This is a genomic window from Curtobacterium sp. Csp1, assembly GCF_013347185.1.
Window position 1 is genome coordinate 3,985,787 of sequence record NZ_CP054594.1, and the last position, 19,457, is coordinate 4,005,243.

Here is a 19,457-nt window from a genome sequence, read left to right on the forward strand (position 1 = left end):
CATCCCCGCCCGCATCGGGCATGATCGACCGGTGCCCTCCACGAACCCGACCACCGCCTACCGTGCCGCCCGGGACGAGCTCCTCGCCGTCCTCGACGAGCAGGACCCCGTCCGCGCCGACGCCGCTCGCCGTACGTTCCGGTGGCCGGACCTCGGCCCGACCTTCAACTGGGCGACCGACTGGTTCGACGTGGTCGCGCGGGACAACGACCGGGTGGCGCTGTGGATCGTGGACGGGGACGGCGGATCCCGCACGACCTACGCCGAGATGGCCGCGCGGTCGGATCGGCTCGCGGTGCACCTGGACCGGTGGGGCGTCCGGAAGGGCGACCACGTGCTCGTCATGCTCGGCAACCAGCTCGAGCTGTGGGAGACCATGCTCGCCGTCATCAAGCTCGGCGCCGTGATCCTGCCGACCTCCACCATGCTCGACACCGCGGACCTGCAGGACCGCGTCGACCGCGGCGCCGTCGCGCACGTCGTGACGAACCGCGGCGAGACGCCGAAGTTCGACGGCGTGACCGGGGCGGAGTCCCGCATCGTGATCGGCGGCGACGTGGAGGGGTGGCGCTCGTACCCGACGGACCTCGGCGAGCCCGCACCGGCCGACGAGCAGCGACCGGTCGTCACGACCCTGACCACCGACCCGTGCCTGGTGTACTTCACCTCGGGCACGACGTCCAAGCCGAAGATGGTCGTGCACTCGCAGACCTCGTACCCGGTCGGACACCTCAGCACCATGCACTGGCTGGGGCTCCGCCCCGGTGACGTGCACCTGGCGATCAGCTCGCCCGGATGGGGCAAGCACGCGTGGAGCTGCTTCTTCTCGCCGTGGATCGCCGAGGCCACCGTCTACGTGTACGACACCCCGCGGTTCGACCCGGCGGGGCTCCTCGCCCGGCTCGACCAGGACGGCGTCGACACCTTCTGCGCGCCGCCGACCGCGTGGCGGATGCTGCTGCAGTCGGACCTCGGACCGAAGCCGCGGGTGCTGCGCGAGGTCGTCTCGGCGGGCGAGCCGCTCAACCCCGAGGTCATCGCGCGGGTCCAGGCGGCGTGGGGGCTCACCATCCGCGACGGCTACGGGCAGACCGAGACGACCGCGATCATCGGCAACGTCCCCGGCTCCCCGGTCACCCCGGGGGCGATGGGGCAGCCGCTGCCCGGCGTCTCCGTCGTGCTGCTCGACCCGCTCACCGGGGAGCCGGGTGACGAGGGCGAGGTCTGCCTCGACCTGACCGAGCGTCCGACGAACCTGATGTCGGGGTACCTCGGCGACCCGGCCCGCACGGACGACGCGATGCGCGACGGTTCCTTCCACACCGGCGACATCGCGAGCCGGGACGCCGACGGGCAGTTGACGTTCATCGGGCGGACCGACGACGTGTTCAAGTCCTCGGACTACAAGGTGTCACCGTTCGAGGTCGAGAGCGCCCTGCTGCAGCACCCCGCCGTGGCCGAGAGCGCGGTCGTGCCGGCTCCTGACGACGCCCGCCTCAACGTGGTGAAGGCCTACGTGGCGCTCGCCGCGGGATGGGAGCCGTCCGCCGAGACCGCCCGCGCGGTGCTCGGGCACGCCCGGACGTCGCTGCCGGCCTACGCCCGGGTGCGTCGGGTCGAGTTCGCAGAGCTGCCGAAGACGATCTCGGGGAAGATCCGGCGGGTCGAGCTGCGGGAGCGCGAGGAGCGCGCGGTGGCAGACGGGGTGCCGGTGGCGGGGGAGTGGCGGGACGAGCAGTTCCCGGAGCTGCGTTCGGTGGGCCGTCGGGCGGACGACCGGCGGAGCTGAGCCGACGCGAGGCGCTGAGCCGAGCAGACCGCTGCGCGGTGCCGAACCGCGCGGCGTCGGTCAGTCGCGGCCTCAGACCGCGCGGAAGAAGTCCCCGTACGACGGTTCCTGCGGCACGTCGCCGATGGTGCGGTGGTGCACGAGGGCGTCGATCTCGTCCGGGTGGCGCATGCCGCGGCGGTGCCACTCGTGCGGGTGGCGCTGGAGTTCGCTGAGTTCGCGGAGGTGGCCCATCGTGCTCAGGCCCCCAGGGTGACGACGGTCACGGCGGCGGTGGCGACCGTCACGGCGACGATGCCGAGGCTCGTCGCGACGGCGGCGAGCAGGCGGCCCCTTGCTGCCTCGCGGACCTCGGAGAACTGCGAGTGCGTCGCGTCGATGGTGCTCATGGCCGGCCCTTCCGTGTCGTCGGAGACCACCGTCTCGGTGGCTGGGTCCAGCATGCGCTGGTTTCTCTAGTTTGTCTAACTACTGATCTGAATGCGTACGCATATGGGACAGCGGGTCACGCGCCTCTGATCCGTCGTCCTCCATCGCGGCGATCAGCTCCGTGAAGAACCCGGCCATCTCGTCGACGGTCTGCGGCGACAGCCGCTCGGCGGCGGCGATCATCCGGGCGTGCACGTCGGTGAGCTCGGTCCGGACCTCCTCGTCGGTGTGCCCCGTCGCGACGAGCAGCGCGCCCCGGCCGTCCGTGGGGTCCGGGCGGCGCTCGGCGTGCCCGGAGGCGACGAGGCGCTTCACCACCGCGGTGGTCGACGCGGACGTGATGCCGAGGTGGGTCGCGAGGTCGCCTGGGCGGACCTGCTCGTCACGCTCGCCGGCGCGCAGGAGGAAGCGGACCGCCTCCATGTCCGTCGCGTTCATCTTCATCGACCGCCGCGTCCGCTCGCGCATCGCGACCTCGGCGGCGCGGTATCGCCGCATCAGGGTCAGGACCTCGACGCCGGACCGGGACGGCCGATCGGGGTACCAGTACCCCGTCGCGTCGTACGTGTCGCCTTCGGCCACGAGCAAACCTCCTGTTGCGGTGCGCCGAACAATACCGGGGGACACGCCTGCACCGGGGTACAGGCGCACGGCCCCGTCGGAGCCGGCAGGCACCGACCGAGCCGGGCGTGCCCTCGCGGCGGGGCGCACGGACGCCGCCCGCGGCCGGGACGTAGGCTCCGTCGTGAGCAGTCGTCACACGAGACGGAAGGTCGGCATGACCAGCACCACCGAGCACCCCGCGTCCAGCACCGTCGCCGGAGCGCGCACCACGCAGGCGACCGCGTCCGTCGCCGCGATCCTGGCCGAGTCCGCGAGCCGCTACCCCGACGACGTCGCCGTCATCGTGGGCGACCGCCGCACCACCTACGCCGAGCTGTGGGCTGAGACGCTCGGCTACGCCGGTGCGCTCCGTGCCCGCGGGGTCGCCGAGGGCGACCGCGTCGCCATGCTCGTCCCGAACGTCGCCGACTTCGCCCGCGTCTACTACGCCACGCTCGCGCTCGGCGCGGTCGTCGTCCCCGTGCACGCACTGCTCAAGCGGAAGGAGATCGAGTACGTGCTCCGCGACAGCGGCGCGCGACTGCTGGTCTGCGCCGCCCCGCTCCTCGGCGAGGGCGCCGCCGGCGCCGACCTCGCCGGTGTCGACGTGGTCACCGTGCTCGCACCGGCGGACTCCGCGGACGGCCACGACCGACTGGAGGCACTGGCCGGGTCGAGCGAGCCCCTCACCACGTACGTGCCCCGGGACCCGTTCGACACGGCCACGATCCTGTACACGAGCGGCACGACCGGGCGCCCCAAGGGCGCCGAGGGATCGCACTTCGCGCTCCTCGAGCAGGTCAACACGAACCTGATGAGCACGTTCGACATGCACCGCGGCGACGTCCTGCTCGGTGCGCTCCCGCTGTTCCACACCTTCGGGCAGACCTGCACCATGAACACCGGCTTCCGCACCGGCGCGACGATCGTGATGCTGCCGAAGTTCGACGGTGACGCCGCACTCGCCGCCATGGTCGAGCACGGCTGCGAGATCTTCATGGGCGTCCCCACGATGTACATGGCGCTCCTCGACGCGGCGACCCGCAGCGAGGGTCGCCCGGCCCTGCGCTACGCGATCTCCGGGGGCGCGTCGCTCCCGCTCGCCGTGCTCGAGAAGTTCCAGCAGGTGTACGACGCGCCGATCCACGAGGGCTACGGCCTGACCGAGACCTCGCCCGTCGCGTCCTTCAACCACGTCGGCACCGCGCCGCACCCCGGGACGATCGGGACGCCGATCTGGGGCGTCGACATCGAGATCGCCGACCCCGAGGTCACCGACGCCGTCCGGTTCCTGCCGAACGGCGAGATCGGCGAGCTCGTGATCCGCGGGCACAACCTGATGAACGGGTACCTGAACCGCCCCGAGGACACCGCCGCCGTGATGGTGGACGGATGGTTCCGCACCGGAGACCTCGGCACGAAGGGCGACGACGGGTACCTGACGATCGTCGACCGCACCAAGGACATGATCATCCGGAACGGCTACAACGTGTACCCGCGGCAGGTCGAGGAGGTCCTCGCGTCGCACCCCGACGTGACCATGGCCGCCGTGTTCGGGATCCCGCACGAGGTGCACGGGCAGGAGGTCGCCGCGGCCGTGGTCCTGCGCGACGGGGCGACCGTCACGCCGGAGGAGCTCATCCACTTCGTCGCTGACGAGATCGCCGTCTACAAGTACCCGCGGGTCGTACACGTCCTCGAAGCGCTGCCGCTCGGGCCGAGCGGGAAGGTGCTCAAGCGGGAGCTCGTCGACCGGTTCGGGGACGCCTGACGGATCGGCAGCGCCGACCGGTGCCGGTAGGATCGACGGCAGGGGCCTTTAGCTCAGCTGGTAGAGCGCCACGTTTACACCGTGGATGTCGTCGGTTCGATCCCGGCAGGGCCCACTGGTGCGCGACCGGCGCCGGCCGAGTCTCGGGCGGTGCGACGAGTCTCGTACCCGGGCACGCGGAACTCGTCGCCGGGGCTGAGACTCGGTGCGGGAACCGGCCGATCGGTGGGCGGCGATGCGGGACACCGATCCGTCCGCGTCCTGCGCTCCGCCTCGGGCGCCATCCGGTTCCCGAACGTAGTTAGGCAAACTAACCTCGAGGCGTCATGCTGGTGACGAGCGCTCCCCGGCGCACCAGTGAGGCGGCCCGACATGGAACCGACGACGATCCCCGCGATCCACGTCGCACCCCGCGACCTGCCACGGCTGCGTCTGGTCGCCGCGGGTGCCACAGCGCTCGGGCTCGCCCTGGCCACCGCTGCCGCCTCGGTCCTCGTCGTCGTCCTGGTGCCGGCGTGACCGGACACGAGCACGCCGAGGACCCCCGGACGCAGGCCGTCGAGTGGCACCGCCGCGGGATGAGCCACCCGGACGAGATCGCGGCGATGGTGCTCCGCCGGGTCGGTGAGGACGTCCCGCGGGAGCCGACCTACGGCGACTTCTTCGTCGCGCCCTGAACGCAGCGCGCCCGACGCACGGCGCGCCCGACGCGCAGCACGCGCGCCGCGCGGACCGGATCGATCGCTAGGCGCTCTAGCGAATTCGCCTAGGGTGGCACGGTGCCCTCACAGCAGCCCGGACCGAACGACCACGACCACCAGCGGTTCGTGGACGAGTTCGTCAACTCGCTCGCCCCGGTCGAGGCCCTCGAGGACGACCGACCGGTGGACGCGGAGCCCGGTCAGCCGAAGCGCTGAACCCGTCGGAGCGTCTCGGACGGTCGCTCCCCGAACGACTCCGCGTAGAACGCGGCGAACCGGCCCAGGTGCGCGAACCCCCACGCGCCCGCCGTGGCCGCGACCGTCGTGGACGTCGGGTCGCCGGCCACCAGCTGCGCCCGCACCCGGTGCAGCCGGACCTGGCGGAGGAACGCCATCGGTGTGGTGTCGGCGTGCCGTTGGAAGGTCGCCTGCAGGGCGCGGGCCTTGACCCCGGCAGCGCGGGCCACGTCGGTCCCGGTGATCGGACGGTGTGCGTTCGCGATCATCCACTCCTGTGCGAACCGCATCGTCGCCGGGCCCTCGAACAGGGCGACGTCGACCGTCGGGGCGGCGTCGTACGCGTCGACGACCGACTCGGCGACGAGCATGTTGAGGGCCGCACGGCGGTCCCGGTCGGTGCCGGGGTCGAGGAGCTCCGGCGCGGCGGCACGGATGAGGCCACGGAGGTGTTCGAGGTGCGCGGCGTCCGTCGTGCTGGTGAACGTCAGGGGGCCGGGCACGGTGGCGCGACGGGCCGCGGCGACGGACTCGAGGAAGCCGCTGTCGAACCGGATGAGGTGCTGCGTGGTGGGGAGCGCCTCGAACGCGAAGTCGCGTCCGACCGGGTACATCACCGGGACGCCGGGCTGCATCTGCAGGGGATCGCGGGACGCCGAGTCGAGCGTCAGCCCGGGAGCCGTCGCCCAGGCGAGCACGTACCCAGTGCCCTGCCCGACCGTGCCCCAGCGGTTCGCGCCCACGGACGAGGTGCCGACCGTGACCTCGTCGTCGCCGACGGCTCGGTAGCGCCAGGAGAACCCGTCGGGCACCGCGCGCCCCACGTTGATGTCCGGGCTGTCGTAGACGCGCTCGTAGAACGCGACCGCCTCGTCGATGGAGGTACTGCGGCGGTCGACGTCGTGCGGGAGCGCGGCATCGGTGGGCATGCCCTCCACATTCTGCCGGTCTCCACCGACGGTCGATGCCCCACACCGGGGGCGAGTGCGGACGGTGGATGGTGACCGGCTGACGGACGGGAGGCGCGGTGCCGGCTGGCACCGCGCCTCCCGTCCGTCACGCGGTCGCGCCACGTGCCCGGCTCGCGCCGCTGCGTCGACGGCTCACGCCGCCATCGGTCCGTACCGGCGGTGCCCCTTGACGTCGTACCGGTCGAGCATCATGACCTTGTCCCACGCCGCGACGAAGTCGCGGACGAACCGCTCGTGCCCGTCGCTGCCCGCGTAGGCGTCGACGATCGAGCGCAGCTGCGCGTTCGAGCCGAAGAGCAGGTCGGCGCGGGACGCCGTCCAGCGCTCCTCACCGGTGCCCTGCACCGTGCCGGTGAACGTCGTCTCGGTGTCGTCGGTCTTCGTCCACACCAGGTCGGTGTCCGTCAGGTTCACGAAGAAGTCCGTCGTGAGCGCCCCGACCCGGTCGGTCAGGACACCGGTCGACGAGCCGTCCCAGTTCGCCCCGAGGACGCGGAGCCCGCCCGTCAGGACCGTCCACTCGGGTGCGGTGAGCGTCATGAGGTTCGCGCGGTCGAGGAAGACGGCCTCCGGTGCGACCCCGGGGGCGAAGTCCGCGAAGCGTTCCGAGACGTGGTTGCGGAACCCGTCGGCGACCGGGCGGAGCCACTCGAACATCTCGACGTCGGTCTGCTCCTGCGTCGCGTCCACCCGGCCCGGGGTGAAGGGCACGGTGACCTCGACGCCGGCGGCGCGTGCGGCGTCCTCGACACCGACGCAGCCGGCGAGGACGACGAGGTCGGCGAGGGACACGTGGCCACCGCCGCGGGCGAAGTCGGCCTGGACGCCGCGGAGCGCCTCGACGACGGGGACGGTCCGGCGGTTCACCGGCCAGTCCTTCTGCGGCGCGAGGGCGATCCGGCCGCCGTTCGCACCGCCGCGCTTGTCGCTGTCGCGGTAGGTCGACGCGGCGGAGTACGCGGTGACGACGAGGTCCGAGGCGGAGATCCCGGTGTCGCGGACCGCCTGGCGGAGCGTGTCGAGGTCGGCCTCGCCGAGGGGCGCGCCCGTCGCGTCGGGGAGCGGGTCCTGCCAGAGCAGCTCGTCGGAGATCGTCGTCTCCGGGCCGAGGTAGCGGTGCTTCGGCCCCATGTCGCGGTGCGTCAGCTTGTACCAGGCCTTCGAGAACGCGGTCGTGAACAGGTCGAAGTCGGCGAGGAACCGCTCGCAGACCTCGCGGTAGGCCGGGTCGACCTTCAGCGCGAGGTCCGACGTCATCATCATGAGCGCGTGGGTCTCGCCGGGCACGTGGGCGTCCGGCGTGCGCGGGGCGTCCGCGTCGACGGGCGTCCACTGGAGGGCACCGGCGGGGCTGCGGGTCTGCTCCCACTCGTGGCCGAACAGGTTCTCGAGGTAGCTGTTGTCCCAGCGGGTGGGGTCCTGCGTCCAGCTGCCCTCGATGCCGTTCGTCGAGGTGTCGTTGCCGTTGCCGGCGCCCTGCGGGTTGTGCCAGCCGAGCCCCATCGACTCGATGGGTGCGAGTTCCGGCGACGGCCCGATCTTCGCAGCGGGCACCATGCCGTGACTCTTGCCGAAGGCGTGGCCACCGGCGATCAGGGCGACGGTCTCCTCGTCGTTCATCGCCATCCGGGTGAACGTGATCCGGATGTCCCGGGCGGAGCCGAGCGGGTCGCCGTTCGCGTACGGGCCCTCGGGGTTCACGTAGATGAGCGCCTGGTGCGACGCGGCCAGCGGGCTCTGCAGGTCGTAGTCTGCGTCGCCGTTCTGCCCGTGCCAGCGCTCGTCACGGCTGACCATCTCGTCCATGCTCGTCACGGCGTGCGGGTCCCAGACCTCGGGGCCCCACCAGGTGCCGTCGTCCGGCTCCCACGCGTCGAGGCGTCCGCCGCCGAAGCCGTACGTCGGCAGACCCATCAGCTCGAGGGAGCAGTTGCCGGTCAGGACCATGAGGTCCGCCCAGGACAGGGCGTTGCCGTACTTGTGCTTGATCGGCTGGAGCAGGCGGCGGGACTTGTCGGTGTTGCCGTTGTCCCACCAGCTGCCGATCGGGGCGAACCGCTGCATCGCGGTGCCCGCACCGCCGCGGCCGTCCGCGATGCGGTAGGTGCCGGCGGCGTGCCACGCCATCCGGATCATCTGCGGGCCGTAGTTGCCGTAGTCGGCGGGCCACCAGTCCACCGAGGTCGTGAGGAGGGTCTTGATGTCGCGCTTGAGTTCCTCGAGGTCGATCGTCGCGAAGGCCGCGGCGTAGTCGAAGTCGGGACCGAGCGGGTCGGCGTCGACACCGTTGCGGTGCAGGAGCTCGACGCGGAGGCGCTGGGGGTACCAGGCCTCCAGGGTCGGCGACTGCCCGAAGGAGCCGCCCAGGTGGTCGCCGCCGGCCGGCAGGGAGCCGGCCATGTGGAAGCTGCAGGTGTCGGTGCCGTCGGCGTCGCGGTGGTCCGCGCCGCCGTGCCCGGCGTCGCGGTGGTCCGGGTCGCCGTTGCTGCTGGTCGTGCTGTTCTCGCTCAACGCTGCTCCTGTTCGATGCTGTCCGCGGAACGCGGGGGCCGGTGGTCACGCTTCGCTCCCCGCCTGGGAGGAGCACGGGAGGGGTGCGGTCGGAGGCTGTCAGCCCGTCCAGACCGCCCCGGTCGTGCCGTGTGGCTGTCAGCCCTTCCAGACCGACACGGCGCCGGCGTGGCCGATCACGACGACCTCGATGATCGAGCCGATCCCGGCGGCGACGAGCAGCACCGGACCGACGACGCCGACGGCCCGCACGAGCCCGGTGTTCGTCACGCGCGGTGCGGCGAACCGGTGCCACCCCCACCACAGCGTCACGAGCACGAACACCGCGATCGACCACGGCAGCAGTCCGTCCGCGAGCTCGGTGTGCCGTTCGAGCAGGGCGGTCTCCTTCTCGCGGTGCTCGAGCCACTCGCCGGACGACGTCGCCAGGGGCACCGACACCAGGGCGACGAGCGCGATGATCGGCGCACCGACCGCGAGCCACCGTCGGGCGGCGGGCCACGCGGCGACCACGATGGCGCTCAGGGCGGCGACCGGGACCGAGACGGTGGTCAGGTGGACGAGGAGGGGGTGCAGCGGGACGCCGTCGAACTGCCAGTTCACGAGGGGGCCTTCCGGTTCGCGCGCCGGGCCGTCCGACGCCTCGCTCTCAGGCAACCGGCTGGGTCCGCCCACCGCCCGCCCGACGGGCCGATCAGCGCACTCCGCGATCACTCGAAACCACACACGAACGCGGGCCGCCGGACCTGGTTCACTCGGACCCATGAGCGAACCCGAGCCCCGCGCTGCAGAGCCGTCGGCCGCCGAGCCGCACCCCGGCGAGGCCCACACCGGTGACCTGTCCTCGCGGCTGAACTGGCTCCGCGCCGGTGTCCTCGGCGCGAACGACGGCATCGTGTCCACCGCGTCGATCGTCGTGGGCGTCGCCGGTGCGTCGACGTCCGTGCCGGCGATCGCCACCGCGGGCATCGCGGCCCTGGTCGGCGGTGCGGTGTCGATGGCCCTCGGCGAGTAAGCTCGCCGAGGACCCGGACGCCGAGCTCGAGGAGCTCACGCGCCTGTGGCAGGACCGCGGGCTCCAGCGGGACACCGCCGAGCGCGTCGCCGCGGAGCTGACCGACCGGGACGCCCTGCGTGCGCACCTGACGACGGAGCTCGGCATCGACGAGGACGAGGTCGTGAGCCCATGGCACGCCGCCGGCGCCTCGGCCGCGGCCTTCTCGATCGGCGCCCTGCTGCCGCTCCTGGCGATCCTGCTGCCGCCCGACGCCGTCCGCGTCCCGGTCACCTTCGTCGTCGTGCTCCTCGCCCTCGCGCTCACCGGGGCACTCGGCGGGGCGCTCGCCCTGGCGGCCACGTTCCTGATCGGATCGCTCCTGGGCACGAGCGGCGTCGTCTGACCCCAGGACCGCCCAGGAGAGGACACACGATGGCGAAGATCCTGGTGGTCGAGGACGACCCCGAGATGGGCTCCCTCGTCGAACGCGGCCTCACCGACGAGGGCCACGACGTCACCCTGGTCCGCGACGGCAACGCCGCCCCGAGATGAGCGGCTTCGAGGTCTGCCGACGACTGCGCGAGCTCGGCAAGGACCTGCCCGTCGTGCTCGTCACCGCCCGCGACGCCGTCGACGACCGCGTCTTCGGGCTCGACTCCGGCGCGGACGATGCGCCGCCGCGCCGCCGGCACCCCCACCGTGGCGCAGGCCGGCACCGTCCGGCTCGACACCGTCGCCGTGCGCGCGACGGTCCGCGGCCGCGACCTGCCCCTCAGCGTCAAGGAGTTCTCCCTGCTCCGGTTCCTCATCCAGGGCAGCCCGGAACCCCGGAGCCGTACGGCCGTGCTCGAGGAGGTCTGGGGGAGCGCCGAGCACTTCGACCCGACCGCCGCCGCCGATGCGGACGTCGCCATCCGCACGGTGCGCGGTGTCGGCTACGCCCTGGACGTGCACCACCCGTGAGGCGCTCGCGGTCGGCCTCGTCGTCCTGTCCGCCGCCTCCGTCGCGCTGCACCACCAGGTCCGGACCGCCACCGAGGACACCGACCGCTCGCTCGCCGCGAGCGACCTCGCACCGTTCGTCCAGGACCTCCGGCAGAACCCGGACGAACTCCCCGACGAACCCACACGCGGCGTGCTGGTCGGCATCCGAGCCGACGGCCGCTGGGTGGTCGACACGCTCCCGCGTGGCGTCCGGGAGGCACTGCCCACCACCGCGGGCACGTCTGGTCCCACGGACGGCCGGCCCCAGGGCGACGGGGACCGCGTGGCGACCCGCGAGGTCCGCGCCGACGGCCGCACGTACGTCGTCGCCGGGCAGCAGGTCGGTGACACGCCCGGGCAGGAGACCATCCGCCGCGTCGACCGCTCACTCGTCGTCGGCACCCTGCTCGCCGTCGCCGCGTTCGCCGGCACCGCCTGGGTCCTCACCGGGCTCGCCCTCCGTCCGGTCGCCCGGATGCGCCGCCGCGCCGAGGACCTCGGCGACGGGGGAGCGGACGGACACCTGCCCGTCGGACCCGCCGAGGACGAACTCGCCGCCCTCGCCCGGACCCTCAACCGCTTCGTCGACCGGCAGCACGAGAACGCCGCCCGGGAACGCCGCATGGTCTCCGATGCCGCCCACGAGCTCCGCACACCGCTCGCCGCCCTCACCGCGCGACTCGAGCTCGCCCACCGGCACAGCGGGGACGCGCCCGCCCTCGAGGGCGACCTGACCGCCGCCGAACGCGACGCCGCCCGACTGTCGGCGCTCGCCGCGTCGCTCCTCGAGCTCAGCCGGCTCGACGACGGGGCCGATGAGCACGTGACCTCGACGGCGGACGAGCTGGTCTCCGAGCTGATGGCGTCCGTCGACCGCGCCCGCGCCCTGCCCGAGGCGGTCACCACCGAGGTCGACTTCGTCACCGCGGTGCCGGACGGCGACGCCCGGTACGCCATCGGTCGGTCGGCGTTCGCCCGGGTGGTCGACAACCTGACCGCGAACGCCCTCGCCGCGGCGACGGGCGGCTCGGTGCAGGTCGACCTCGCGCAGCGCGACGACGAGCTCGTGCTCCGGGTGCTCGACGACGGACCCGGTGTGCCGGACGCGTTCCTGCCGCACGCCTTCGAGCGGTTCGCCCGGGCGGACGCGTCGCGGAACAGCGCCCTGGGCGGCAGCGGTCTCGGGCTCGCGCTCGTCCGGGGCACCGCCGAGCGCGCCGGCGGTTCGGCGACGCTGCGCAACCGGGAGACCGGCGGTGCCGAGGCCGAGGTGCGGCTGCCGCGGCGCTGACCAGGAGCTCCGACCCGCAGCCGTTCTCAGAGCACTCGAGATCTCGAACGAAGTCCGGGTCCCGTTCCGAGGTCCCTGCGAGGTCGCGCTCCGATGCTGTGAGGGACCCGAACCCCCGCTGGACAGGAGCGACCCGATGATCGACACCGCGCGGCCGACCACCCGCCGCACCCCGCTCGACCGGCCGCCGGCCCCCGAACCGCTGCCCGTCGCGGCCGAGCGCCGCCGTGCCGCCACCCGTCGACGCCTGCGCGGGGTCGACCTGCTGACCGTGCTGACCTGGCTGTCCGCAGCCGTGGCGGTCACGCTCTGGCTCGCGACCCCGGGGTCGCACACCGTCGCCGGCATCGGTGGCTGGCTCGAGGCCGGCGGGATCGTCGCGGGACTGATCGGGACCGACCTCGTGCTCGTCATGCTGGTCCTGGCCGCACGGGTGCCGGCCATCGACCGCCTGATCGGGCAGGACGTGGCGATCGCGCACCACCGGGCGCTCGGCAAGCCGGTCCTGTACCTGCTGCTCGCGCACGGTGCACTGCTGACGCTCGGCTACGGCATCGGCGACGGCACGGGCCCGATCGCCGAGACCGTCGCGCTGTTCGGCTCGCAGGACATGCCGCTGGCCTACCTGTCGATCGGCCTGTTCGTCGTCGTGGTCGGCACCTCGATCGTCGCGGTCCGCCGTCGGCTGCCGTACGAGGCCTGGCACGTGATCCACCTGCTCAGCTACGCGGCGGTGCTCGTCGCGTTCCCGCACATGACCACCGGCAGCGTCCTCGGTGCGGGCAGCTGGCAGCGGGCCTACTGGATCGCGCTGTACGTCGCCGCGTTCGGACTCGTCGCCCTGTACCGGTTCGTGCTGCCCGTCGTCGTGACCCTCCGGCACCGCATCCGGGTGGTCGGCGTCGAACCGATCGCCCCGGGGGTCGTCTCCATCCACATGGCCGGCCGCGACCTCGACGTGCTCGGTGCCCACGGTGGTCAGTACGGCGTCTGGCGCTTCTGGAGCCGGCAGACCTGGTGGCACGCCCACCCGGTGTCGTTCTCCGCGGTCCCGAGACGGAACGGCGCCCGCATCACGGTGCGCGACCTCGGCGCGGGGTCCGCGCGGCTCGGTCGGATCCGTCCGGGCACGGCCGTCTCGCTCGAGGGGCCGTACGGACTCTTCACGAAGCAGGCCCGGTCCGCGCCGAAGCTCGCGCTCGTGGCCTCGGGCATCGGCATCACCCCGATCCGCGCCCTGCTCGAGGACGCCGACCTGCGTCCGGGCGAGGCGACGGTGCTCCTCCGCGGCTCCGACAGCGACCAGCAGTACCTGTGGGACGAGACCGCCGAGCTCGCCCGTCGCACCGGCAGTCGTGTGTACGGCATGGTCGGGCCGCGTGCCCGGTCGGCCGAGAGCTGGATGACCGAGGACGACCTGCGTCGCGGGGTGCACTTGCGCAGCGTGTTCCCCGACCTGCTCGACTCCGACCTGTACGTCTGCGGCCCGCAGGTCTGGACGGACCTCGTCGTGGCCGAGGCCCGCGCGGCCGGCGTCCCCGAGCACCGCATCCACCAGGAACGGTTCGCCTCGTGACCGCCGTGCGGACCCGCGGGGTCGTCATCGGCGCACTGTCCTCCGTCGCGGTGCTCGCCATCGGGTGGCAGCTCGGCGGCCAGCCCGCCCAGGTCGCCGCCTCGGGCACCACGGCCGGGACGGCCGGCGGGAGCACCGGGACCGGCGGCACGACTGCGACCAGCCCGGCCACCACCGCCCCGTCCGCCGGCGGCAGCACGTCCGGTGGCAGCAGCGCGTCCGGCACGTTCACCGGCACCGCCGCCGCGACCCGCTACGGCCCCGTACAGGTCCAGGTGACCGTCAGCGGAGGGAAGCTGACCGACGTCCAGGCCGCGCCGATCCTCCGGCAGGAGGCCCTGCAGGCGCAGTCCGCGACGATCCAGGCGGTCAGCGGTGCGACCTACACGAGCGAGGGCTACACGACCTCGCTGCAGTCCGCCCTCGACCAGGCGGGCCTGTGAGCCGCGTCGACGGTCCCGCGGCCGAGACCGCCGTGCGGACCTTCGAGACGATGGGCACGGTCGTCAGCCTCCGCGGCGCCGACGCCCCGACCGCCTTGGCCGTCCGACTCCGACCTCAGCCGCATCGCCGCCGGGACGCTCCGGCTCGCGGACGCGCCGCAGGAGGTGCGCGACACCTACGCGCTCGCCCTCGAATGGCGCGAGCGCACGCACGGTGCCTTCACCCCGCACCGGCCGGACCGCGTGCTCGACCTGTCCGGGGTCGTGAAGGCCCTCGCGATCCGCGACGCCGGTGCCGTCCTCGACCGCGCGTGCCGGGCGGGGTCCGCCGCTTGGATGCTCGCGGCCGGCGGCGACGTGCTCGCGCGGGGGACCTGTGGGGACGATCCCTGGCAGGTCGGCATCGTCGACCCGCTCGACCGCGAGCGGGTCGTCGGCGTGGTCCCGCTCGGTGACGACCGTCGGGCGGTCGCGACCTCCGGCACGGCCGAGCGCGGCGAGCACGTCTGGCGCCGGGCCGACCCGGTGTTCCGGCAGGTCACCGTCGTCGCGCCGGACGTCGTCACCGCGGACGTCCTGGCCACCGCGGTCCTCGCGGGCGACGAGCAGGACCTCGCCGCGGTGACCGCCGACGGCTCGGTCGACGTCCTGGCCTTCGGGGTGGACGGCTGTGTGTGGGCGACCCCCGGCGCCTCCGCGTACGTCACCGGCGCCGAAGCCTGACCGACGGCGCTGCCCGAGAGGCTTCCGTCGCGGGCCCTGACCTGCCAGCATGGTGCCCACCGGACGACGACGTCCGCCCGACCCGGAGGGAACCACCCGTGTCCGTCACGCTCAACCCGTACATCGGCTTCCGCGACCAGGCCCGCGACGCCCTCGGCTTCTACCACGCGGTCTTCGGCGGCGAGCTCAAGACGATGACCTTCGCCGAGGGCGGCATGGTCCAGGACCCGGCGGACGCCGACAAGGTCATGCACGGCCAGATCGAGGCGGACGACCTGACGCTCATGGCGTCGGACTCGCCGTCGAGCATGCCCGCCCCGACCGAGAGCAACATCTCGGTCTCGCTGAGCGGCGACGACGAGGCCCGGCTCACCGGCTACTGGGAGGGCCTGTCGGACGGCGCGACCGTCATCGAGCCGCTGACGAAGGCCCCGTGGGGCGACACCTTCGGGATGCTCACCGACCGCTTCGGGGTCACCTGGCTCGTCAACATCAGCGGCGTCCCCGCCTGACGCGCGCCGGTCCGCAGGCGGTACCGGCAGACGGACGGGAGGCGCGGTGCCAGCTGGCACCGCGCCTCCCGTCCGTCGTCCAGTACCGACCGCCGGTCAGTGCTGGCCCTTGATCAGTGCTGCCTGTTGATCAGTGCTGTCCGTTGATCTGGCCGAGCCAGCGACCGAAGGTCGTCTGCGGCTCGTCGTGCAGCACGCGCAGCGTGGTGGTGGTCGGGTTCCAGCGGCGCTCGGTGTCGACGCCGTTCCCCTTGTGGAGGTCGAGGGTCATGATGTGCTCCTTCGCATGTCGGTGGGTGGTTCGACGCCGGAGGGGGCTCCGGCATTCCCGGTCAGGGGGTGACCATGCCGCCGTTGACGTTGAGGGTCTCGCCGACGACGTAGCTCGACTCCTGCGAGGCGAGGAACACGTAGGCGGACACCACCGCTCGGCTGCAGGACGGTCCAGGTGGGCCCCGGAGCGACGACGTTCACGCGGATCCCGCGCTCCACGAGGAGCTGCGAGAGCCCCTTCGAGAAGTTGTTGATCGCGCCCTTCGACGCGGCGTAGTCGAGCCGGTCCGGCGCGGCGTCGACCCGGGCTCGAGGGACGAGCCGGAACAACCCGAACACGTTGACGTCGAACGTCGCCTCGAACTGCTCGTCGGTGATGTCGAGCAGGTCCGGCTGCCAGCGCTGCTTGCCCGCGACGCTGACGACGGTGTCGATGCCGCCGAGCTCCGCGACCGCCCGCTCGACGAGCTGCGCGGCGTACGCCTTGTCCCGGAGGTCACCGGGCACCGTCACGGCACGACGACCGGCCGCCTCGACCTGCTCGACCACGTGGTCGGCGTCCGACTGCTCCTCGGGCAGGTAGGCCAGGACGACGTCGGCCGATGCACCGCACGGCGACCCTCCAGGCGTCCGGTGCCCCGGTAGGAGTCCTCACCGAGGTCCGGCACGGGCGTCATCGCGGACTGCAGGCCCGGCTCGTCCTGGGTCTGCGGCTCCGGCGAGACGTCCGGGTAGCGCGTCCGCGGGTCCCCGAACGCGTACTGGTCGATCGGCCCGGTCACTCCGCGACCTCCAGCTCGACCTTGACCCAGCCCGGCTCGCGACGGTCGAAGGCCTCGTACGCCTCGATCGCCGAACCGACCGGCTCGTGCTCGGTGATGAGCGCCGTCGGGTCGAACTGCCCCGACGCCACGAGGTCGATGAGCGGCGGCGTCACCGAGTGGTGGTCGCAGTTGCCCATCCGGATCGTCAGGTTCTTGTTCATCGCCTGCCCGATCGGGTAGCGCTCCGCCGTCGGGCCGTACACGCCGATGATGCCGATCCGGCCGTACTTCGCGACCGAGGCCACGGCCCACTGCGCGACCTGCGACGGACCGTCGCCGGGCTTCCACTGCTCGAGGTCGCCGAAGCCGTCCGGGGACGCGTCCGGCGCGACCTGCTGGACCTCGGCGTCGAACTGCGCGGCCTGCTCGTCGGACACCGCCGCCGGGCCGCGCTTCGGGCGCTCGGCGTCGACCCCGACGGCGTCGATCACGGCGTCCGCGCCGATGCCGTTGGTCAGGTCCATGATCGCCTGCACGGGGTCCTCGCGGTTGTAGTCGACCACTTCGCAGTGCTGCGCCAGGGCCGCCGCGAGTCGGGTCTCGTCCCCGTCGACGACGATCACGCGACCGGCGCCGAGCTTGTACGCCGACGCCGCGGCGAACTGCCCGACGATGCCGGCGCCGAAGACCACGACGACGTCCCCGCGGGTGACCCCGGCGAGCTCGGCGCCGAACCAGCCGGTCGGGAAGATGTCCGACAGCAGGATGGCCTGCTCGTCGCTGACGTTCTCGGGCAGCGGGTGCATGGTGTTCCGCGCGTACGGGACCCGGACGTACTCGGCCTGCAGACCGTTCACCGGGCCGGTCGACTGCGGGCCGCCGAAGAAGCTCGTGCCGGCCTGCGGACCGTTCGGGTTCGCGACGTCGCACTGGGCGGTCTTGCCCATCCGGCAGTACCGGCAGGCGCCGCAGGAGATCGTCGAGTTGATCACGACGCGGTCACCGGGGCTGAAGCCGCGCACCGCGTCGCCGACCTCGGTGACGACGCCGACGGCCTCGTGGCCGAGGATCGTGCCCTCCTCCATCGGGGCCATGGTCCCGCGGACGAAGTGCAGGTCCGTGCCGCAGATCGCACTCCGGGTGATCCGGACGATCGCGTCCTCCGGGTGCTGGATGGTGGGCTCGGGGACGTCGTCGAGTCGGATGTCGCCGATCCCGTGCCAGACCACTGCGCGCATGCTGCTCTCGCTTCCTTCTCGGTGGTGGGTTCGGGGGACACACAACCCGTTCGGCCCTGGAAGCACCTGCAGCGGCGTCCGATGTGCGCACCGGATCGGGGGACAACCGCTCCTGCGTCGTCGCCCAGGCGGCGCGGGTTGCGTGACGGCCATGAGCGATGACCAGCACGACGAGCAGCAGACAAGGGACGACTTCGCCGACGCCGTCAACATGACCGCGTCGGAGCTGAAGCGGTGGCTCGACTCCGACGAGTCGAAGGAGGTCGGCCAGAAGCCCGCGAGCGGCGGCGAGTCGACTGGGCACGAGAGCGGCCGGCACATCGTCCGGATCCTCGAGAAGAAGCAGGCCGACTACACCGACGACGACTACGCCCACATGCGGAAGGTCGTCGGGTACGTCGCCCGACACGGCAAGCAGGAGCCGAAGGGCGACACGCACGACTCGAAGTGGCGGTACTCGCTCATGAACTGGGGCCACGACCCCGAGAAGTGACCGGACTGGGGCAGGATGGAGGCGTGAGCGACTCCGGCATGCCCCGTTTCCGCCGCATCTGGTCGACCATCCAGGTGGGCGTGCTCGCCGCCGCGGTCGTCTTCTGCGTCGTCATGCTCGTGATCGGCCAGGGCAAGCTCGACCGCGTCTACGCAGTCGCCGCCGTGTTCTTCGGCCTGGCCCTCGCGGGCCACAGCACCTATCTCTGGTTGCTGGCGCGCCAGCGTCGCTGACGCGACCACCCACCGGACACCAGGAAGGTGGCGGCGCCCGCCACGGGCCTGCTGTCCGGCGTCAGCCCAGCTGCCAGACGCGCACCCAGTCGACCAGCATCTGCTGCGGGAACCGCGTGGTCGCGTCCGGCGACCCGGGCCAGGTGCCACCGACGGCGACGTTGAGCACGACGAAGAACGGCTTGTCGAAGACCCACGGGTTCGTGCCCACGGCGGCCCGGGTGACGGTGCCGCGTTCGACGCCGTCCACCAGCCAGGTGATCGAGTCGGGGCGCCAGTCGACGCCGAAGACGTGGAAGTCGTCGGCGAAGGCGGCGCCGGTCGGGTTCGTGCACGCGGCGGACAGGCCGTTCGCGCCCGAGTACCCCGGGCCGTGCACCGTGGCGTGCACGATCGTCGGCTCGTACCCGACGTTCTCCATGACGTCGATCTCGCCGCACGCGGGCCAGCCGACCTGGCCGATGTCGGCCCCGAGCATCCAGAACGCGGGCCAGATGCCCTGCCCGCGGGGGATCTTGATGCGCGCCTCGACGCGGCCGTACTGCGCGGTGAAGGTGCCCTCGGTCTTCAGCCGGGCCGAGGTGAAGGTGCCGTCGGGCTCGCGGCGGGAATCGGTGTAGGTCTCGAGCTCCTGCCGGCGCCGGTGTCGAAGCGCCAGATGGCAGGGTTCGGGGCGCTGCCGGCGGGGCCGTCGAACTCGTCGGCGGCGAGCAGCTCGGTCGGGGTGGTCGTGCTCGTGGTGGCCGCGGTGCGGGTGGCTGCGTCGGCAGCGTCCGGTGCGGCGAAGGCTGCGGTCGCCGCGCCGGTCGAGCGCGCGCGCAGCAGCGGGGGTCTGGTGCTGGGGCATCGCGGGGTCCCTGGGGTTCGGGCGGATCGGGTCGCTGGATCATCGCCCGGACGCGGACGGTACACCAGTCC

Annotated in this window: 22 protein-coding genes, 1 tRNA gene and 2 pseudogenes; 15 read left to right on the forward strand and 10 right to left on the reverse strand. The window is 72.7% G+C overall.

What is annotated here, in order from left to right; translation table 11 throughout:
- The first annotated feature begins 31 nt into the window (after positions 1 to 31).
- Positions 32 to 1,789 carry an AMP-binding protein gene (locus HUN58_RS19165; RefSeq protein ID WP_180225192.1) on the forward strand — a complete coding sequence of 586 codons (1,758 nt, stop codon included), beginning with the start codon at positions 32 to 34 and terminating at the stop codon, positions 1,787 to 1,789.
- Between the two features lie 72 nt (positions 1,790 to 1,861).
- Here HUN58_RS19165 and HUN58_RS19170 read toward each other — a convergent pair whose 3' ends face one another.
- From HUN58_RS19170 to HUN58_RS19180, 3 genes are all read right to left on the reverse strand, one after another.
- Positions 1,862 to 2,023, reverse strand: coding sequence for a hypothetical protein (locus HUN58_RS19170; RefSeq protein ID WP_167510047.1), 162 nt, complete (start codon positions 2,021 to 2,023; stop codon positions 1,862 to 1,864).
- A gap of 5 nt (positions 2,024 to 2,028) precedes the next feature.
- On the reverse strand, positions 2,029 to 2,178 hold the full coding sequence (locus HUN58_RS19175; RefSeq protein WP_167510048.1) for a hypothetical protein: 150 nt from the start codon (positions 2,176 to 2,178) through the stop codon (positions 2,029 to 2,031).
- 79 nt (positions 2,179 to 2,257) lie between these two features.
- Positions 2,258 to 2,800 carry a MarR family winged helix-turn-helix transcriptional regulator gene (locus HUN58_RS19180; protein WP_141861265.1) on the reverse strand — a complete coding sequence of 181 codons (543 nt, stop codon included), beginning with the start codon at positions 2,798 to 2,800 and terminating at the stop codon, positions 2,258 to 2,260.
- A gap of 196 nt (positions 2,801 to 2,996) precedes the next feature.
- Here HUN58_RS19180 and HUN58_RS19185 point away from each other — a divergent pair, with 196 nt between their 5' ends.
- The 5 genes from HUN58_RS19185 to HUN58_RS19205 all read left to right on the forward strand — a co-directional run bounded on the left by HUN58_RS19185 (position 2,997) and on the right by HUN58_RS19205 (position 5,509).
- Positions 2,997 to 4,592 (forward strand): long-chain fatty acid--CoA ligase, encoded by a 1,596-nt coding sequence (locus HUN58_RS19185; protein WP_141861267.1) that lies wholly within the window; start codon positions 2,997 to 2,999, stop codon positions 4,590 to 4,592.
- Positions 4,593 to 4,634: 42 nt separating this feature from the next.
- A tRNA-Val gene (locus tag HUN58_RS19190) sits at positions 4,635 to 4,707 on the forward strand.
- A gap of 257 nt (positions 4,708 to 4,964) precedes the next feature.
- On the forward strand, positions 4,965 to 5,111 hold the full coding sequence (locus HUN58_RS19195; protein ID WP_167510049.1) for a hypothetical protein: 147 nt from the start codon (positions 4,965 to 4,967) through the stop codon (positions 5,109 to 5,111).
- Positions 5,108 to 5,269 carry a hypothetical protein gene (locus tag HUN58_RS19200; protein ID WP_167510050.1) on the forward strand — a complete coding sequence of 54 codons (162 nt, stop codon included), beginning with the start codon at positions 5,108 to 5,110 and terminating at the stop codon, positions 5,267 to 5,269. Before HUN58_RS19195 ends, HUN58_RS19200 begins: the two co-directional genes overlap by 4 nt.
- A gap of 102 nt (positions 5,270 to 5,371) precedes the next feature.
- Positions 5,372 to 5,509 carry a hypothetical protein gene (locus HUN58_RS19205; protein ID WP_167510051.1) on the forward strand — a complete coding sequence of 46 codons (138 nt, stop codon included), beginning with the start codon at positions 5,372 to 5,374 and terminating at the stop codon, positions 5,507 to 5,509.
- Here the strand turns inward: HUN58_RS19205 and HUN58_RS19210 are convergent.
- The 3 genes from HUN58_RS19210 to HUN58_RS19220 form a co-directional block, all read right to left on the reverse strand.
- Positions 5,494 to 6,459, reverse strand: a complete 966-nt coding sequence (locus HUN58_RS19210) for a helix-turn-helix domain-containing protein (RefSeq protein WP_180225193.1) — start codon at positions 6,457 to 6,459, stop codon at positions 5,494 to 5,496. The two genes, HUN58_RS19205 and HUN58_RS19210, sit on opposite strands and share 16 nt — an antisense overlap.
- A gap of 174 nt (positions 6,460 to 6,633) precedes the next feature.
- Entirely contained in the window at positions 6,634 to 9,012 is a 2,379-nt protein-coding gene (gene katG, locus HUN58_RS19215; RefSeq protein ID WP_254631522.1) for a catalase/peroxidase HPI, read from the reverse strand.
- A 138-nt stretch (positions 9,013 to 9,150) separates the two neighbouring features.
- Positions 9,151 to 9,615, reverse strand: coding sequence for a DUF2231 domain-containing protein (locus HUN58_RS19220; protein ID WP_058741366.1), 465 nt, complete (start codon positions 9,613 to 9,615; stop codon positions 9,151 to 9,153).
- 160 nt (positions 9,616 to 9,775) lie between these two features.
- Between HUN58_RS19220 and HUN58_RS19225 the strand changes: the two are divergent.
- The 7 genes and pseudogenes from HUN58_RS19225 to HUN58_RS19255 all read left to right on the forward strand — a co-directional run bounded on the left by HUN58_RS19225 (position 9,776) and on the right by HUN58_RS19255 (position 15,538).
- Positions 9,776 to 10,412 (forward strand): annotated as a pseudogene (locus HUN58_RS19225) (VIT1/CCC1 transporter family protein).
- A gap of 266 nt (positions 10,413 to 10,678) precedes the next feature.
- Positions 10,679 to 10,972, forward strand: coding sequence for a winged helix-turn-helix domain-containing protein (locus HUN58_RS20755; protein ID WP_254631555.1), 294 nt, complete (start codon positions 10,679 to 10,681; stop codon positions 10,970 to 10,972).
- Positions 10,938 to 12,284: a HAMP domain-containing sensor histidine kinase gene (locus HUN58_RS19235; RefSeq protein ID WP_208745672.1), complete on the forward strand. Its 1,347-nt coding sequence runs from the start codon at positions 10,938 to 10,940 to the stop codon at positions 12,282 to 12,284. Before HUN58_RS20755 ends, HUN58_RS19235 begins: the two co-directional genes overlap by 35 nt.
- Before the next feature lie 136 nt (positions 12,285 to 12,420).
- Positions 12,421 to 13,860 (forward strand): ferric reductase-like transmembrane domain-containing protein, encoded by a 1,440-nt coding sequence (locus HUN58_RS19240; RefSeq protein ID WP_208745585.1) that lies wholly within the window; start codon positions 12,421 to 12,423, stop codon positions 13,858 to 13,860.
- Positions 13,857 to 14,303: an FMN-binding protein gene (locus tag HUN58_RS19245; protein WP_254631556.1), complete on the forward strand. Its 447-nt coding sequence runs from the start codon at positions 13,857 to 13,859 to the stop codon at positions 14,301 to 14,303. Before HUN58_RS19240 ends, HUN58_RS19245 begins: the two co-directional genes overlap by 4 nt.
- Positions 14,304 to 14,468: 165 nt before the next feature.
- Positions 14,469 to 15,026 carry an FAD:protein FMN transferase gene (locus HUN58_RS19250; RefSeq protein WP_208745673.1) on the forward strand — a complete coding sequence of 186 codons (558 nt, stop codon included), beginning with the start codon at positions 14,469 to 14,471 and terminating at the stop codon, positions 15,024 to 15,026.
- A 98-nt stretch (positions 15,027 to 15,124) separates the two neighbouring features.
- A complete protein-coding gene (locus HUN58_RS19255; RefSeq protein WP_208745586.1) occupies positions 15,125 to 15,538 on the forward strand; it encodes a VOC family protein in 414 nt (137 codons plus the stop codon).
- A 130-nt stretch (positions 15,539 to 15,668) separates the two neighbouring features.
- Here the strand turns inward: HUN58_RS19255 and HUN58_RS19260 are convergent, their stop codons facing one another.
- From HUN58_RS19260 to HUN58_RS19270, 3 genes and pseudogenes are all read right to left on the reverse strand, one after another.
- On the reverse strand, positions 15,669 to 15,809 hold the full coding sequence (locus HUN58_RS19260) for a hypothetical protein (protein WP_167510052.1): 141 nt from the start codon (positions 15,807 to 15,809) through the stop codon (positions 15,669 to 15,671).
- 61 nt (positions 15,810 to 15,870) lie between these two features.
- Positions 15,871 to 16,593 (reverse strand): annotated as a pseudogene (locus tag HUN58_RS19265) (SDR family oxidoreductase).
- Positions 16,590 to 17,813, reverse strand: coding sequence for a zinc-dependent alcohol dehydrogenase (locus tag HUN58_RS19270; RefSeq protein ID WP_058743217.1), 1,224 nt, complete (start codon positions 17,811 to 17,813; stop codon positions 16,590 to 16,592). The pseudogene HUN58_RS19265 and the gene HUN58_RS19270 overlap by 4 nt, the downstream one beginning before the upstream one ends.
- 151 nt (positions 17,814 to 17,964) lie before the next feature.
- Here HUN58_RS19270 and HUN58_RS19275 point away from each other — a divergent pair, with 151 nt between their 5' ends.
- Positions 17,965 to 18,306 (forward strand): DUF3140 domain-containing protein, encoded by a 342-nt coding sequence (locus HUN58_RS19275; RefSeq protein WP_058743218.1) that lies wholly within the window; start codon positions 17,965 to 17,967, stop codon positions 18,304 to 18,306.
- Between the two features lie 23 nt (positions 18,307 to 18,329).
- On the forward strand, positions 18,330 to 18,539 hold the full coding sequence (locus HUN58_RS19280; RefSeq protein WP_114850926.1) for a hypothetical protein: 210 nt from the start codon (positions 18,330 to 18,332) through the stop codon (positions 18,537 to 18,539).
- A 61-nt stretch (positions 18,540 to 18,600) separates the two neighbouring features.
- Here HUN58_RS19280 and HUN58_RS19285 read toward each other — a convergent pair whose 3' ends face one another.
- Positions 18,601 to 19,386 (reverse strand): family 16 glycosylhydrolase, encoded by a 786-nt coding sequence (locus HUN58_RS19285; RefSeq protein ID WP_254631557.1) that lies wholly within the window; start codon positions 19,384 to 19,386, stop codon positions 18,601 to 18,603.
- Between the last annotated feature and the right edge of the window lie 71 nt (positions 19,387 to 19,457).

What these genes read in the sequence shown, in the direction of transcription:
- HUN58_RS20755 (WP_254631555.1), top strand. Translation starts at nt 10,679, where the DNA reads ATGCGCCGCCGCGCCGCCGGCACCCCCACCGTGGCGCAGGCCGGCACC.
- HUN58_RS19170 (WP_167510047.1), bottom strand. Translation starts at nt 2,023, where the DNA reads ATGGGCCACCTCCGCGAACTCAGCGAACTCCAGCGCCACCCGCACGAG.
- HUN58_RS19260 (WP_167510052.1), bottom strand. Translation starts at nt 15,809, where the DNA reads ATGACCCTCGACCTCCACAAGGGGAACGGCGTCGACACCGAGCGCCGC.
- HUN58_RS19175 (WP_167510048.1), bottom strand. Translation starts at nt 2,178, where the DNA reads ATGAGCACCATCGACGCGACGCACTCGCAGTTCTCCGAGGTCCGCGAG.
- HUN58_RS19185 (WP_141861267.1), top strand. Translation starts at nt 2,997, where the DNA reads ATGACCAGCACCACCGAGCACCCCGCGTCCAGCACCGTCGCCGGAGCG.
- HUN58_RS19275 (WP_058743218.1), top strand. Translation starts at nt 17,965, where the DNA reads ATGAGCGATGACCAGCACGACGAGCAGCAGACAAGGGACGACTTCGCC.
- HUN58_RS19195 (WP_167510049.1), top strand. Translation starts at nt 4,965, where the DNA reads ATGGAACCGACGACGATCCCCGCGATCCACGTCGCACCCCGCGACCTG.
- HUN58_RS19285 (WP_254631557.1), bottom strand. Translation starts at nt 19,386, where the DNA reads ATGCCCCAGCACCAGACCCCCGCTGCTGCGCGCGCGCTCGACCGGCGC.
- HUN58_RS19210 (WP_180225193.1), bottom strand. Translation starts at nt 6,459, where the DNA reads ATGCCCACCGATGCCGCGCTCCCGCACGACGTCGACCGCCGCAGTACC.
- HUN58_RS19240 (WP_208745585.1), top strand. Translation starts at nt 12,421, where the DNA reads ATGATCGACACCGCGCGGCCGACCACCCGCCGCACCCCGCTCGACCGG.
- HUN58_RS19270 (WP_058743217.1), bottom strand. Translation starts at nt 17,813, where the DNA reads ATGCGCGCAGTGGTCTGGCACGGGATCGGCGACATCCGACTCGACGAC.